The 14,297-nt window shown below is 68.9% G+C and carries 15 protein-coding genes; all 15 read left to right on the top strand.

The genetic code is table 11. The features are described 5' to 3' along the window. Window positions 1–51: 51 nt before the first annotated feature. The 15 genes from QM711_RS03640 to QM711_RS03570 all read left to right on the top strand — a co-directional run bounded on the left by QM711_RS03640 (window position 52) and on the right by QM711_RS03570 (window position 14,267). Window positions 52–594 carry an HIT family protein gene (locus tag QM711_RS03640; RefSeq protein ID WP_415096346.1) on the top strand — a complete coding sequence of 181 codons (543 nt, stop codon included), beginning with the start codon at window positions 52–54 and terminating at the stop codon, window positions 592–594. 87 nt (window positions 595–681) lie between these two features. Continuing rightward, on the top strand, window positions 682–1,320 hold the full coding sequence (locus QM711_RS03635; RefSeq protein WP_415096345.1) for a CDP-alcohol phosphatidyltransferase family protein: 639 nt from the start codon (window positions 682–684) through the stop codon (window positions 1,318–1,320). Continuing rightward, window positions 1,317–2,132: a DUF881 domain-containing protein gene (locus QM711_RS03630; RefSeq protein ID WP_415096344.1), complete on the top strand. Its 816-nt coding sequence runs from the start codon at window positions 1,317–1,319 to the stop codon at window positions 2,130–2,132. Before QM711_RS03635 ends, QM711_RS03630 begins: the two co-directional genes overlap by 4 nt. 12 nt (window positions 2,133–2,144) lie before the next feature. Beyond that, window positions 2,145–2,477 carry a small basic family protein gene (locus tag QM711_RS03625; RefSeq protein ID WP_415096343.1) on the top strand — a complete coding sequence of 111 codons (333 nt, stop codon included), beginning with the start codon at window positions 2,145–2,147 and terminating at the stop codon, window positions 2,475–2,477. Then, window positions 2,470–3,225 carry a DUF881 domain-containing protein gene (locus QM711_RS03620; RefSeq protein ID WP_415096342.1) on the top strand — a complete coding sequence of 252 codons (756 nt, stop codon included), beginning with the start codon at window positions 2,470–2,472 and terminating at the stop codon, window positions 3,223–3,225. Before QM711_RS03625 ends, QM711_RS03620 begins: the two co-directional genes overlap by 8 nt. Before the next feature lie 97 nt (window positions 3,226–3,322). After that, window positions 3,323–3,703: a glycine cleavage system protein GcvH gene (gene gcvH / locus QM711_RS03615; protein ID WP_415096341.1), complete on the top strand. Its 381-nt coding sequence runs from the start codon at window positions 3,323–3,325 to the stop codon at window positions 3,701–3,703. Window positions 3,704–3,785: 82 nt separating this feature from the next. Next, the gene (locus QM711_RS03610) at window positions 3,786–4,283 is read left to right on the top strand and encodes an FHA domain-containing protein (RefSeq protein WP_415096340.1); all 498 of its coding nucleotides are present in this window, start codon (window positions 3,786–3,788) and stop codon (window positions 4,281–4,283) included. Between the two features lie 5 nt (window positions 4,284–4,288). Next, the gene (locus QM711_RS03605) at window positions 4,289–4,987 is read left to right on the top strand and encodes a MerR family transcriptional regulator (protein WP_415096339.1); all 699 of its coding nucleotides are present in this window, start codon (window positions 4,289–4,291) and stop codon (window positions 4,985–4,987) included. Between the two features lie 21 nt (window positions 4,988–5,008). Continuing rightward, window positions 5,009–5,482, top strand: a complete 474-nt coding sequence (locus QM711_RS03600) for a bifunctional nuclease family protein (RefSeq protein WP_415096338.1) — start codon at window positions 5,009–5,011, stop codon at window positions 5,480–5,482. A gap of 143 nt (window positions 5,483–5,625) precedes the next feature. Further along, a complete protein-coding gene (locus QM711_RS03595) occupies window positions 5,626–6,213 on the top strand; it encodes a MerR family transcriptional regulator (protein ID WP_415096337.1) in 588 nt (195 codons plus the stop codon). Between the two features lie 300 nt (window positions 6,214–6,513). Next, window positions 6,514–9,366, top strand: a complete 2,853-nt coding sequence (gcvP, locus tag QM711_RS03590) for an aminomethyl-transferring glycine dehydrogenase (protein ID WP_415096336.1) — start codon at window positions 6,514–6,516, stop codon at window positions 9,364–9,366. 76 nt (window positions 9,367–9,442) lie between these two features. Next, a complete protein-coding gene (locus QM711_RS03585) occupies window positions 9,443–10,522 on the top strand; it encodes a YhjD/YihY/BrkB family envelope integrity protein (RefSeq protein ID WP_415096335.1) in 1,080 nt (359 codons plus the stop codon). Beyond that, on the top strand, window positions 10,519–11,679 hold the full coding sequence (locus tag QM711_RS03580) for a pyridoxal phosphate-dependent aminotransferase (RefSeq protein WP_415096334.1): 1,161 nt from the start codon (window positions 10,519–10,521) through the stop codon (window positions 11,677–11,679). The genes QM711_RS03585 and QM711_RS03580 overlap by 4 nt, the downstream gene beginning before the upstream one ends. Window positions 11,680–11,754: 75 nt before the next feature. Further along, on the top strand, window positions 11,755–12,675 hold the full coding sequence (locus QM711_RS03575) for a LysR family transcriptional regulator (RefSeq protein ID WP_415096333.1): 921 nt from the start codon (window positions 11,755–11,757) through the stop codon (window positions 12,673–12,675). A 236-nt stretch (window positions 12,676–12,911) separates the two neighbouring features. Then, window positions 12,912–14,267 (top strand): MFS transporter, encoded by a 1,356-nt coding sequence (locus tag QM711_RS03570; protein WP_415096332.1) that lies wholly within the window; start codon window positions 12,912–12,914, stop codon window positions 14,265–14,267. Window positions 14,268–14,297 lie beyond the last annotated feature (30 nt).

Here is a 14,297-nt window from a genome sequence, read left to right as displayed (position 1 = left end):
GAAGTGGACCGCGGGGACGGTTCTTTCGGTCCACTTTCGGCGGACCTCGTCGTGGAGACCCCCGGCGAGCGCCCCGGGGTGCCGGACGCCTTCGAGCGGCTGTGGACGCCGCACCGGATGGTCTACATCGGGGGCGAGAACAAGCCCGCCGATTCGACCGCGAAGCAGTGCCCGTTCTGCCGGGCACCCGGACGCGAGGACGACGAGGGCCTGATCGTGCATCGCGGTGCCGTCGCGTACGCCGTCCTCAACCTGTACCCGTATTCGCCCGGCCACCTGCTGATCTGCCCCTACCGGCATGTCTCGGACTACACCGACGCCACGCCGCAGGAGGTCGCCGAGATCGCCGCGTTGACCCGCCGCGCGATGACCGTGATCCGGTCGGTCAGCCGTCCGGCCGGTTTCAACCTGGGCATCAACCAGGGCGAGGTGGCCGGCGCCGGGATCGCTGCGCACCTGCACCAGCATGTGGTGCCGCGGTGGTCCGGCGACGCCAACTTCCTGCCGATCATCGCCCAGACCAAAGCAGTACCCCAGCTGCTCGCAGACACACGCACGCTTCTCGCGGACGCCTGGGCGACCACCGCCGGTTGAGCCTGTCCAAAACCAAGGCGAGGTCTCGACAGGCTCGACCACCGGCGGCTCGACAGGCCGGCCGGCGGCCATCGCTAGTCTGGGTCCGTGTCATCCGGCGAGCCCTACGACACCGAACGGATCCTCACCCTGCCGAATGTGCTGAGCTTCGTTCGGCTGCTCGGCGTGCCGCTGTTCCTGTGGCTGCTGCTGGCCCGGCAGTACGACCTGCTGGCGGTGGTGGCGCTGGCGTTCCTCGGCGCCACCGACTGGGTGGACGGCTACATCGCCCGGAAGTGGAATCAGCGCTCCAAGCTCGGCCAGGTGCTCGACCCGCTGGCGGATCGGCTGTACATCCTGGCGACGCTGATCGGGTTGGCGATCCGCGAGATCATCCCGTGGTGGATGGTGATCGTCCTGTTGTCCCGCGACGCGTTGATGGCGGCGGTGGTGTTCCCGCTGTTGCGCCGCCGCGGGTTCATCACCCTGCCGGTCCACTTCCTGGGCAAGACCGCGACCTTCTGCCTGCTGTACGCGTTCCCGATGGTGCTGCTGGGCGCCGACACCGAGCCGTGGGCGCTGGCCTTCCGGATCATCGGCTGGGCGTTCGCGCTCTGGGGCGCCGGGCTGTACTGGTGCGCCGGGCTGATGTACCTGGGCCAGACCCTGGACGTGCTGCGTCGATTCCCACCGGTCGGCAAGGGTGATCGGCCCTCGACCACAGCTGCGGTGACCGGCGCCGGATGAGCACCGACCAGCGCCCGGTCAGCACCCGCGGGCGGCGGGTGGACGCCAGCATGGATCTGCTCACCAACCTGTACCGCGACGCCCTCGATCTCGGCTATCACGCGGTGAAAGGGCGCCGGCGTCGACGCTGGTGGCTGATCGGACCGGCTGCGCTGGTGATCGGGCTGATGATCGGCACCTCGGTCGCGGACGGCCTCCGGGCGGCTCCGGCCGAGCAGGTGGAACGCGACCAACTGGTGCAGCGCGTCCAGGAGGCGGCTGCCAGCACCGACGCGCTGGCCGCCCGGACGGCGGAGTTGCGCGAGCAGAATCGCCGGCTTTCGCGGGACGCGGTGGCCAGGGATCCGGCCGCGGCCGAAGCGCAGCGGCAACTCGACCTGCTGGCGCCGGCCACCGGCATGCAGGCGGTGACCGGGCCCGGAGTCGTGCTGACCGCCGACGATGCCGACGACACCGGGCGTCGAGGCGGCAAAGTCGTCGACATCGACATCCGGCAGGCGGTGAACGGGCTGTGGCGTTCCGGCGCCGAGGCGATCGCGGTGAACGGTCATCGGTTGTCGTCCCGGACAGCGATCCGCAGCGCGGGGGATGCCATCACCGTCGACTATCGCTCGCTGACCCGGCCCTATCGGGTCGAGGCGATCGGGGACCCGGCCGCCCTGCTGCGGGACTTTCCGGGCACCCCCGGCGGGGCGTGGTGGGCCTACCTCAAGCAGAACTACGGCATTCGGTACGACCTCGCCTCGGCGGGTAGTCTGCGGCTCGACGCCGACCCCGGTCTGGGCGTCCGCAACGCCGAACGGGTGCCGTGAGGGGGTGATGCCATGTTTGCCATCGTCGGCCTGATCATCGGGATCGCCTTGGGCATTTTTCTGGAACCGACTCTGCCGGCCGGCCTGCAGCCCTACCTGCCGATCGCGATCGTCGCGGCACTGGACGCGCTGTTCGGGGGGTTCCGGGCGTACCTGGAGCGCGTGTTCGACGACAAGGTCTTCGTGGTCTCGTTCACGTCGAACGTGCTGATCGCCGCACTGATCGTCTGGATCGGGGACCAGATCGGCGTCGGGGCGCAGCTGTCCACCGCCGTGGTGGTGGTGCTCGGCATCCGGATCTTCACCAACGCCGCCGCGATCCGACGGGCACTGTTCCATGCCTGAACCGCGCGACTCCGAGACGCCCCCGCCGGCCCCGATCGGCTGGCGCGAACTGCTGCGCGACTTCGTCAAACCGGGCCGGGCCCAGGTGATCTTCGCGGCCATCCTGCTGGTCTGCGGGCTCGGCGTGGCGATGCAGGTGCGCAGCCAGAACTCCGAGACCGACTACTCGACCCTGCGACGGGCTGATCTCGTCCAGTTGCTGGACGACCTGACCGGGCAGAGCCGGACGCTGGAAGCCGAGATCGCGGACCTGGAGGCCACCCAGCGCCGGCTGCAGAGCGGTGTGGACTCCGAGCGGGTCGCCCGCGAAGAGGCGCAGCGCCGGCTCGACGTGCTGGCGATCCTCGGCGGGACGGCGCCGGCGGAAGGACCCGGCGTCCGGATCACCATCAACGACCCGCAACGCAAGGTGACCGCGGAGCTGCTGCTGAACACCGTCGAAGAGATGCGCGACGCGGGCGCCGAGGTGATCGCGATCAACGGCACGGTGCGGGTGATCGCCGCCACCTGGTTCGGCGCCGGAGCCGACGGTGCGCTGTTGGTCAACGGCGAACCGATCGGCCGGCCGATCACCCTTGAGGTGATCGGCGAGTCGCATGCGCTCACTGAGGCGGCGCGATTCAGCGGCGGACTGGTCAGCGAGGTCGAGGGTTCCCGGATCGGCGGGACGGTGAGCATCGTCAGCGACCAGGTGCGGATCACCGCCGTGGTCGCACCGGTTCCGAGCCGCTTCGCCAAGCCGGCCTGACCCGGCCTCGGCCGGACCCGCGCGCCGGGTCGGGAACTGGGTAGTGTGTGCGCTGGATGGCTTCATCCCCCACGTCCGCCCCGGCAAGGAGTCCGCTGTGTATCCCGAGGATCTGAAGTACACCGACAAGCACGAGTGGGTACGGACCGGCAACGGCTCCACCGTTCGGGTCGGCATTACCTCGTTCGCCGCAGACGCTCTGGGCGACGTGGTGTACGTGTCCCTGCCCCAGGTGGGCGAGGAAGTGGCCAAGGACGACGCCTGCGTCGAGGTGGAGTCCACCAAGAGCGTCTCGGACGTGTTCTCGCCCGCCTCCGGGGTGATCACCTCGGTGAACGAACTGCTGAACAGCGCTCCCGAGACGATCAACTCCGATCCTTACGGGGACGGTTGGATGTTCGAGATCGAGGTCAGCGATGCCTCCGAACTGGAGGACGCGCTGGACGCCGACGCGTACGCCGAACTGGCCGAGGAGTAGCGAACTGTCAACCTCTGGCTTAGCCTGACGTTGTGCATCTTTCACCTAGCCATCGCGGCGTTCGCACAGAAAGGCCTGGACGATGATCAAGTGCCCCGCCTGCGGACACGAAAACGCTGACACCAGCAATTTCTGCGCCAACTGCGGCTCACCGCTGGCCAAGGGGGTCGTCAGCGGTGACACCACGCGAGTGGCCGCGGTGGACGCCGCCGTCGTCGACGACCCGATCGCCGAGGACCTCAGCCCTGAGGATCTGCGGGCGATCTCGATGCTGCCGGCGGACTCGGCGCTACTGATCGTGCGTCAGGGGCCGGCTGCCGGAGCGCGCTTCCTGATCAACTCCGACACCACCACCGCGGGCCGGCACCCGCGTTGCGACATCTTCCTCGACGACATCACCGTGTCCCGCAACCACGCGCGGCTGGTGCGCCGCGACGGCCACGTCTGGGTCGAGGACGAGAACAGCCTGAACGGCACGTACGTCAACAAATCGCTGATCGACGCCCCGACCGCGCTGCGCCGCGGGGACGAGGTCCAGATCGGCAAATTCCGGATGCTGTTCTTCACCCACCCGGGGTGACGCCGATGGCTTACGGACTGCGCAGCATCGGTCAGGTTCTTGCGGTACTCAAGGGCGACTTCCCCGACATCTCGATCTCGAAGATCCGGTTCCTGGAGAGCGAGGGACTGATCTCGCCCGAGCGGGCGCCGTCCGGCTACCGGCGCTACGCCGAGTCCGACATCGTCCGGCTGCGCTACATCCTCGCAGTCCAGAAGTCGCACTACTTGCCGCTCAAGGTGATCCGGGAGCACCTCGAAGCAATGGACCGAGGCGAGGAACCGCCGCGGCTCGAGCCGCTCACCGGGGCCGCGGCGGCGACCGAGATTCCGTCGGTCAGTGCCGGCGGCAACGGCCAGCAACGTAGCGCGAAGCGGCCGATCCGGATCACCCGGCGCGAGCTGCTCGAGCTCAGCGGACTGTCAGAGGCGAATCTGGCCGAACTGGAACGCCACGCTCTGGTCAACCCGCGCCGCGGCACCGTCTACTACGGGCGGGACGCCCTCACCATCGCGGTGGCCGCCCGCAAGCTGGCCGCCTACGGCATGGACGCCCGCCACCTGCGTGTGGTGAAGCAGGCCGCCGAACGAGAGGTCGGCCTGATCGAGCAGGCCATCACGCCGCACCTGCGCCGCAGCCAGTCGCCGCAACAGCTGGCCAAGGAAGTCATGCAGCTGGTCATGCACGCGCACGCGGCGATCATGCGATCGACGATGCCCCAGTAGTTGGACACAGCAGGTGGAGCGATGCGTGAGTTGACGGTGGTCGAGGTCAGGCTGGCGGACGATCCGGGTTCGCCGCTGCTGATCCTTCGCGAGGTCGAGGGCCGCCGACAACTGGCGATCTGGCTGACCGCCGCCGCGGCGTCCGGGATCCTGGCGGCGCTGGAGGCGCCCGACCCCGATCACCCGTCCAGCCATGAGTTGATGATCTCGCTGATCGACAGCCTCGGTGGCGAGTTGTCGGTGGCGCACATCGTCGGGCATCAGGAGGGCGTCTTCTACGCCGAGCTGATCGTCGACGGCCGGCCGGTGAACGCGCGTCCCTCCGACGCCATCGCGGTGGCGTTGCGGGCCGGCGTCCCGATCAAGATCGCCGAGGGAGTATTGGACGCCGTCGGCGTGATTCCCGAGTCGAGTGAGAGCGAACCACCTAGTGAAGAGCAGGTTGAGCAGTTCCGGCAGTTCCTCGACTCGGTGAACCCGGACGACTTCGAGTAGTCCGCCGCAACCCTGAGGTTCAGGTGGAGGGTTGGTAGCCTGGGGCGATCAGTGGCGGCGTGTCGTTGACCGTCTGCGTGGCGCGGATTTAGCGTCGTGGAGGAAGACATACCCGGCGGTGTCGCCGGGCGGCACCCACAGCAGTGAAGGCGGACGACGTGAACGGTCTGGACGAGGCGGCGGAACAGCCCGTGGACGCGCAGGATCTGCTGTTCGACGGTGACTTCGCCCCGCTGCCGGAGGACGTCGGTTTCCGTGGCCCGATCGCCTGCCGGGCCGCCGAGATCACCTACCGGCAGCTCGACTACTGGGCCCGGACCGGCCTGGTCGTTCCCCAGGTGCGCGACGCCAGCGGCTCCGGTACCCAGCGGCTGTACGGCTTCCGAGACATCCTGCTGCTGAAGGTGATCAAGCGGCTGATCGACGCCGGCATCTCGCTGCAGCAGATCCGCACCGCCATCGATCACTTGCGGGCGCGCGGCGTCCAGGACCTCACCGAAGTGACGCTGATGAGCGACGGGGTCTCGGTCTACGAATGCACCTCCGACGACGAGGTGATCGACCTGCTGCGCGGCGGCCAGGGCATGTTCGGGATCGCGCTCGGCGGGGTCTGGCGTGACATCGAGGGCAGCCTGTCGACGTTGCCCAGCGAGCGCGCCGAGCACGAGCAGGAGGCCGCTGCGGCGTCCGACGAACTGTCGCGGCGTCGCCGGGCTCGCGCCGCCGGCTGAGCGCTCGCCGAACTCCTCGGGACTCGACGCCCCGATCGCGTGACCGCGGGGACGGTTCTCTTGGTCACCGGGGACGGTTCTTCTGGTCACCTCGTTCCCCGATAAAGCCCGTTGTCCAGAGGGTTTCCGGTGACCGAAGGAACCGTCCCTGGTGACCGTAAGAACCGTCCCTGGTGACCGTAAGAACCGTCCCCGGTGACCGGGAGAACCGTCCCCGGTGGTCGGGAGGCAGCGCGCTGAGGGCTTGGGATAGTTTGGATCCGGCGTCGTCGGACGCCGAGCGGACCGCAGGGAGCGTGGATGGTTGCCTTCACCAGTCGTCATATCGGGGCTGTCGGGGAGGACCGGGCCAGGTTGCTGGAGGCTGTGGGTTACGAGTCGCTGGACGCCCTGAGCGCCGCTGCGGTGCCGTCCGGCATCGCCCTGGACGCCCCGCTGGATCTGCCGCCGGCCCTGGACGAGGCGGCGGCAGCCGCCGAACTGGCCGCCTTCGCCGCCGCCAATCGGCCGCGCCGGGCGATGATCGGGCTGGGCTATCACGGCACCATCACCCCGGGGGTGATCCGCCGGAATGTGCTGGAGAACCCGTCCTGGTACACCGCCTACACCCCGTACCAGCCGGAGATCAGCCAGGGCCGGCTTGAGGCGTTGCTCAACTTCCAGACCATGGTCAGCGACCTGACCGGCCTGCCGACCGCGGGGGCCAGCCTGCTGGACGAGGCGACGGCGGTGGCTGAGGCGATGGCGCTGGCCCGCCGGGTGACCCGCAAGGGTTCGGTGTTCCTGGTGGACGCCCAGGTGCTGCCGCAGACGCTGGCGGTGGTCCGCACCCGCGCCCTGGCCACCGGCATCGAGGTCGTGGTGGTCGACGGCGATCTGGTTGAGGCGCTGCAGACCCATGAGGCGTTCGCGGTCGTGGTGCAGGTGCCGGGCGCGGACGGCGGCGTCCGGCCAATCGACGAACTGCGGGCCATCGCCGCGACCGCGCACGACAACAACGCGCAGGTGATCGCCGCCGCCGACCTGCTGGCGCTCACCCTGCTCGCGGCGCCGGGGGAGTGGGGCGCCGACATCGCGGTGGGCAGCACCCAGCGGTTCGGCGTCCCGCTGTTCTACGGCGGCCCGCACGCGGCGTACCTGGCGGTCCGGGAAGGCCTGGAGCGCCAGCTGCCCGGACGCCTGGTCGGGCTCTCCAAGGACGCCGACGGCACCCCCGCGCTGCGGCTTGCCTTGCAGACCCGCGAACAGCACATTCGGCGCGACCGGGCCACGTCCAACATCTGTACCGCGCAGGTGCTGCTGGCGGTCGTGGCGTCGATGTATGCGGTCTACCACGGCCCGGACGGCCTGCGGGCGATCGCCGAAGGCGTCCATGATAAGGCGCGACGGCTTGCCGCCGCACTCTCGCAGGCCGGTGAACCGAGCGCCATCTCGTTCTTCGACACGCTGACCATCCGGGTGCCCGGACGCGCCGAGCAGATTGTCACCGCTGCCGCGGAAGGCGGCGTCCACCTGCGCCTGGTCGATGCCGACCGGGTCGGCATCAGCGTCGGCGAGGACGCCACCGAGGCCGATCTCGCAGCGGTGGCCGACGCGTTCGGGGCCGCCGAGCCAGGGGAGAACCGGCTCGGTGACCTGGCCGGTCACGACCGGGCCGTCGACTACCTGACGCACCCGGTGTTCCACAGCCGGCACAGCGAGACCGAGATGCTGCGCTACCTGCGGGCACTGTCCGACCGCGACTTCGCGCTCGACCGCGGCATGATCCCGCTCGGCTCGTGCACGATGAAGCTGAACCCGACCACCTCGATGGAGGCCATCGGACTGCCCGGCTTCGCCAACCTGCACCCGTTCGCGCCGGCGTCCGACGCCCAGGGCTACCTGGCGATGATCGAACGGCTGTGCGACGCGCTGGCCGAGATCACCGGCTACGACCGGGTCTCTGTGCAGCCCAACGCCGGTAGTCAGGGCGAGTTCGCCGGGTTGATGGCGATCCGCTCCTATCATCTGGCCAACGGGGACGCGCAGCGCACCGTGTGCCTGATCCCGGCCTCCGCGCACGGCACCAATGCGGCGTCCGCGGTGATGGCAGGCATGAAGGTGGTGGTGGTGAAGACCGCCGAGGACGGCTCGGTCGACCTGGCCGATCTGCGGGCCAAGGTCGACGCCCATGCCGACACGCTGGCCGCGATCATGGTGACCTACCCGTCCACCCACGGCGTCTACGAGGACACCATCGGCGAGCTCTGCGGCCTGGTGCACGAGGCCGGCGGACAGGTCTACGTCGACGGCGCCAACCTGAACGCCCTGCTCGGCCTGGCCAAGCCGGGGAAGTTCGGCTCCGACGTGAGCCACCTCAACCTGCACAAGACCTTCGCCATCCCGCACGGCGGCGGCGGTCCCGGTGTCGGCCCGGTCGCCGTGCGCGAACATCTGGCGCCCTACCTGCCGTCCCACCCGCTGCTGGCGCAGGCTGGGCCGGCGGCGTCCTACGGTCCGGTCAGCGCGGCCCCGTTCGGGTCGGCCGGCGTGCTGCCGATCAGCTACGCGTTCATCGCCATGCTGGGTGCGGACGGCCTGCGCGAGTCGGGCCAGTCGGCGGTGCTGGCGGCCAACTACATCGCCAGCCGGCTCGATGGCCACTACCCGATCCTGTACACCGGCGCTCACGGACTGGTCGCGCACGAGTGCATCGTCGACCTGCGTCCGCTCACCAAGGCCACCGGCGTCACCGTGGACGACGTCGCCAAACGGCTGATCGACTACGGGTTCCACGCCCCGACGATGAGTTTCCCGGTGGCCGGCACGCTGATGATCGAGCCGACCGAGTCCGAGTCGAAGGCCGAACTGGACCGGTTCTGCGACGCGATGATCGCGATCCGGGCCGAGGCGGACGCGGTGGCTGCGGGGGAGTGGCCGACTGATGACAATCCGCTGCACAATGCCCCGCACACCCAGGCCCGGGTGACCGCCGACGACTGGACCCATCCGTACCCGCGCACCATCGCCGCGCACCCGGGCGGGTTGACGCTGGGCAGCGTCGGCACCGGTGCCACCGACAAGTACTGGCCGGCCAGCGCCCGGATCGACGGCGTCTTCGGCGACCGGAACCTGGTCTGCTCGTGCCCACCGGTGAGCAGCTACCAGGACTGACCCGCCCGGAACGGTGTGCGCCCTGCCGATGCCGCGCGGCTAGGCTGAACACGCCCGCTCGACGAGAGGACGACCCATGCCGCCGTGGCTCGAGAAGCTGAAGGAGAAGCCCTGGATCGCGCACCTGCTGCGCATGCAGGAGCGGTTCACGGCCCGCCTGGGCAACCAGTTCGCGGGAGCGATCACCTATTTCTCGGTGCTGTCCATCGTGCCGGTGCTGATGTTCGCATTCTCGGTACTCGGCATGGTGCTGACCGTATTCCGCCCCGACCTGTTGGACGCCGTCCGCGGCCTGATCAACCAGGAGTTCAAGAACGCTCCGCTGGGGGATCAGGTGATCGGGATCATGGAGAACGCGCTGCGCAACTGGGCCACCCTGAGCATCGTCGCCATCGGCGTCTTCGCCTGGTCGGGCGCCAACTGGGTGGCCAACCTGAAGAGTGCCATCCGGGCGCAATTGCGGCCCACCCTCGATGTGGCCGAGAAGAAGTCGAACATCGTCGTGGAGACGCTGACCAACCTCGGCATCCTGGTCACCCTGCTGGTGACCATCCTGGCCATGTTCGCGCTCTCGACGGTGGCCACGGTGCTCGCCGGAACGATCATCGAGTGGCTTCATCTGCCGGCCAGCATCCTGACCACGCTGGCGCTGCGTCTGGTGCCGATGCTGGCGAACGTCGCGGTGGGTTTCGGTCTGTTCGCGTTCCTCTATCGGGTGTCCTACCAGCAGCCGATCCCGCGGCGGATCTGGCTCACCGGAGCACTGATCGGATCGATCGGACTCGCCGTCCTGCAGGTCGCCGCAACCACCATCGCCGGCATGTTCTCGGGCAACGCCGCCGCCACCGTGTTCGGGCCGATCATCGTCGCGATGCTGTTCCTGAACCTATTCGCCACGCTGATTCTGATGATCGCGGCCTGGATGGCCAGTTACGAGCCGGAACCGGTCTACAGCTCGCCGCTGGCCCAGGACGTCGCCGATCCGCCGGCCGAGTTGGACGATCCGCTGCCCACCGTGCGGCGGGCGGTCGCGGAACGGGCGATGCGGGTCGGCCTGGGCACCGGCTGGGTCCTCGGGGCCGCGACCGGGGTCGGTCTCGGTGCGGTGGTGGCCGGCGTGCTGGCCTGGTTCCGCCGTGTGCTGCGCCGGTCATGACTCCGCGTCGGGCGTCGTCGCGTGGTGCGGTCGAACCCTTCCATGTGATGGAGGTGCTCAAGGCGGTCGCGGCCAGGCGGCTGAGCCACGACGACGTCGTCCTGCTCTGTGTCGGGCAGCCGTCCACGCCGGCACCGGAGCCGGTGCTGGCGGCAGCCGAGCGGGCACTGCGAGCCGGCACCCTCGGCTACACCGAGGCCATCGGAACCCTGGTCCTTCGTCGGGCGATCGCCGACCACTACCGGGCCCAGTACGGCATCGGCATCGACCCCGACCAGATCGTGGTGACCACCGGGTCCTCAGGCGGCTTCCTGCTGACCCTGCTGGCCGCGTTCGATCCGGGCGATCTGGTGGCGGTGACGCGTCCGGGCTACCCGGCCTACCGCAACGACGTGCTGGCCGCCGGCTGCCGGCTGCTGGAACTCGCCTGCGGCGCCGAAACCCGTTACCAGCCGACGGTGGCGATGCTGGAGGCGCTGCCCGAGAAGCCGTCCGGGCTGGTGCTGGCCAGCCCGGCCAACCCCACCGGCACCATCATCGACGCCGGCGAGTTGGCCGCGCTCAGCCGATGGTGCGCGGCCAATGACGTCCTGCTGATCAGCGACGAGATCTACCACGGGATCTCGTTCGGACGTCCGACGCACTCAGCCTGGGAGTCTGGCCAGCAGTCGGTGGTGCTCGGCTCGCTGAGCAAGTACCAGTCGATGACCGGCTGGCGGATCGGCTGGCTGCTGCTGCCGGAGCCGTTGCGGCGTCCGGTCGAGTTGCTGCAGGGCAACCTGGCCATCTGCGCACCGGCCATCTCGCAGGCAGCCGGGGTCGCGGCCTTCGGTCCGGACGCCCGGGCCGAACTCGACGGCCACGTCCGGCGGTACGCGGCCAACCGCGACATCCTGCTGGCGCGGCTGCCCGAGCTGGGGATCGCCAGCTTCGCGCCGCCGGACGGCGCCTTCTACGCGTGGTGCGACATCGGCCATCTCACCCGGGACTCGCAGGCCTGGTGCGCGGACGTCCTCGCCGCGACCGGTGTGGCGCTGGCGCCGGGCATCGACTTCGACCCGGTGGACGGGCACCGGTTCATGCGGCTGTCGTTCTGCGGGACGGCTCAGGACCTCGCCGCGGGCATCGACCGGTTGGTCGCTCATCTGTCGCGCTGATCGCGACGCCGAGCCGCCGCGCTACGCTCGGGCGATGGTCGGGACAAGTCTTGCCGGCCAGTCCCGAGGAGTACGGTGCCAGAGTCTCGATTCACCCTCACGCAGCTGCGCTACTTCACCGAAGTGGCCCACGCGGGAAGCATGACCGAGGCCGCGCGGCGGCTGCATCTGTCCCAACCCGCGCTCTCGTCGGCGATCAACCAGCTCGAGCACGATCTGGGTGTCCAGCTGTTCGACCGGGTGCCGAGACGCGGGGTCCGGCTGACTTCGGCGGGTCGCCAGTTCCACCTGGACGCCGTGTCGCTGCTTTCCCACGCCGAGGGGGTGCGGGAGCGGGTGAGCAACTTCTCCGGATCGCTCACCGGTATGCTTCGCGTCGGTGTCTACCAGCCGCTGGCGCCGTTCCGCACACCAACCCTGATCCAGGCGTTCGCGCGCAGGCATCCGGGAATCGGGATCGTGCTGCTCGAGGCCGACCACGACCGGCTCGTGGCGATGCTCGACGAGCACGAGATCGACGTGGCGCTCGCCTACGACATCGCACCATTCGAGCGGCACTTCGCCGAGCCGCTCGAACTGGTGCCGCCGCACATGATCGTTGCCCCGGAGCATCCGTTGGCGAGCTCCACCGGCCCGGTGAGCCTGCGCCGGTTCGCCAACGACCCGCTCGTCCTGTTCGATCTGCCGCACACCGCGCACTACTACCTCGGCCTGTACCGCTCGGTCGGTGTCGAGCCCGAAATCCGGTATCGCATCGAAGGCTTCGAGACGGTTCGCGGACTCGTCGGACGCGGCTTCGGCGTCGCCCTGCTGAATCAGCGCATCGGTCACGACTTGACCTACGGCGGCGGGCGGGTGCGCGAACTCGAGCTCGAAGAGGACCTTCCCGGCCTCACCCTGATGCTCGTCCGCCACCGCGACGACGAGTCGCAGCGGGTCCGAGCCTTCGCGGAAGTCTGCCGCGCCCACTTCGCCGTGCCGGATCCGCCGATCTGACCGGAACGCGTTACACGGGAATATGCTTCCGGAAGGTATAAGCACGAACTATTGAAAGTGATCCATTCGTCACACGTCGACGCTGCCTGGCGGGTGCTGGAAACACGGGCGCCGCCCAACGAAACCCGAGCGTAACAAAGAGCGTCGAGCGAGCGGCGCGGTGCGAGTCGGCCGACCTGGCTCACGCTGAGATTTGCATTGACCAAAGCTATTCCGGGTATCTAGATTCTGGCGCCATGACTCGTAGCAATGACCAGGACGCCCCGGCTCCGACGGCCTCCACCCTCAGCGGCAGCCCCGCCGGCATCACCCCGATGCAGCGGCGAGTCCTGCTGGGCGGAAGCATCGGACAGTTCATCGAGTTCTACGACTTCGCCCTTTACGGCGTTTCGGCCGTGATGCTCTCGAAGCTCTTCTTCCCCTCCGACAACCCCCTCACCGGCCTCCTGGTGTTGTTCGCGACCTTCGGTGTCGCGTTCTTCATCCGGCCGCTCGGCGGGCTCTTCTTCGGTGCGCTGGGCGACCGGATCGGGCGTCGCAACGTGCTGGTGGTGACCCTGCTGACGATCGGCCTGGCAACCTTCGGCATCGGCCTGCTGCCCGGCTTCGCGGCGATCGGCCCGGCCGCACCGGTCATCCTGGTCGTGCTCCGGCTTCTGCAGGGATTCTCGGCCGGCGGCGAGTCGGCCGGTGCGCCCTCGTTCGTCTTCGAGCACGCGCCGATCCATCGGCGCGGGCTGTTCGTGAACATCACCCTGGCCGCCACCGCGCTGCCCTCGGTCTGCGCCGCCTTCCTGGTCCTGTTCCTGTCCACCTCGATGAGCGAGCAGGCGTTCGAGTCGTGGGGTTGGCGCATCCCGTTCCTGATCGCGCTGCCGCTGGCGCTGGTGGGTCTGTGGATTCGTGCGCAAACCGAGGAGTCGCCGGCGTTCAAGGAGATGATGGCCGAGGCGGAGACCGACGCGACTGAGGTCGGCACGCACACCACCATCGGCGAGGCCTTCCGGAAGAACTGGCTGCAGATGATCCAGGTCGTCTTCGTGATGGGCCTGACCGCGATGGGTTTCTACTTCCTGTCGGGCTACTTCATCGCCTACGTGTCCACCACCGGCGGCCTGAGCCGCGACCAGGCGCTGCTGCTCAACGGTGCGGCGATGATCGCCTACACGGTCCTGCTGCCGGTGGCCGGCGCGATCGGTGACCGGGTCGGCCGCCGGCCGATGATGATCGGCGGCGCGGTGGCGATTGCCGTCCTGGCCATTCCGGCGTTCTGGCTGGTCACCAGCGGCAGCGTCCTGCTCGCCCTGCTCGGTCAGCTGATCTTCGTGGTGGCGATCTGCTTCTACGGCGGAGGCTGCTACACGTTCTTCATCGAGGTGTTCGACACCAGGAACCGGTTCACCTCGGCAGCGTTCAGCTACAACCTCGGCTACGCGCTGCTGGGCGGCACCGCTCCGTTCATCGGCACGGCAATGGTCAACGCGACGAAGGTGCCCTACTCGCCGGCCTTCTATGTGATCGGCATCGCAGTGCTCACCCTGGTCGTGATGGCCGCCACCAAAGTTCCCGAGACTCGCGGCTGGACCAAGTAGCGGCATGGTTTCGTGGAACCCCGACCTCTC

It is taken from the genome of Micropruina sp. (genome assembly GCF_047602385.1).
In the GTDB taxonomy this organism is placed as follows: Bacteria; Actinomycetota; Actinomycetes; order Propionibacteriales; family Propionibacteriaceae; genus Micropruina.
Note: the sequence above shows the minus strand (reverse complement) of the source record. Positions and strands in the feature narration are given on the sequence as shown.

Excerpts from the sequence above, each read along its gene's own strand:
- QM711_RS03630 (WP_415096344.1), top strand. The coding sequence starts at position 1,317 with ATGAGCACCGACCAGCGCCCGGTCAGCACCCGCGGGCGGCGGGTGGAC.
- QM711_RS03625 (WP_415096343.1), top strand. The coding sequence starts at position 2,145 with ATGTTTGCCATCGTCGGCCTGATCATCGGGATCGCCTTGGGCATTTTT.
- QM711_RS03620 (WP_415096342.1), top strand. The coding sequence starts at position 2,470 with ATGCCTGAACCGCGCGACTCCGAGACGCCCCCGCCGGCCCCGATCGGC.
- QM711_RS03610 (WP_415096340.1), top strand. The coding sequence starts at position 3,786 with ATGATCAAGTGCCCCGCCTGCGGACACGAAAACGCTGACACCAGCAAT.
- QM711_RS03605 (WP_415096339.1), top strand. The coding sequence starts at position 4,289 with ATGGCTTACGGACTGCGCAGCATCGGTCAGGTTCTTGCGGTACTCAAG.
- QM711_RS03600 (WP_415096338.1), top strand. The coding sequence starts at position 5,009 with ATGCGTGAGTTGACGGTGGTCGAGGTCAGGCTGGCGGACGATCCGGGT.
- gcvP (WP_415096336.1), top strand. The coding sequence starts at position 6,514 with ATGGTTGCCTTCACCAGTCGTCATATCGGGGCTGTCGGGGAGGACCGG.
- QM711_RS03585 (WP_415096335.1), top strand. The coding sequence starts at position 9,443 with ATGCCGCCGTGGCTCGAGAAGCTGAAGGAGAAGCCCTGGATCGCGCAC.
- QM711_RS03580 (WP_415096334.1), top strand. The coding sequence starts at position 10,519 with ATGACTCCGCGTCGGGCGTCGTCGCGTGGTGCGGTCGAACCCTTCCAT.
- QM711_RS03570 (WP_415096332.1), top strand. The coding sequence starts at position 12,912 with ATGACTCGTAGCAATGACCAGGACGCCCCGGCTCCGACGGCCTCCACC.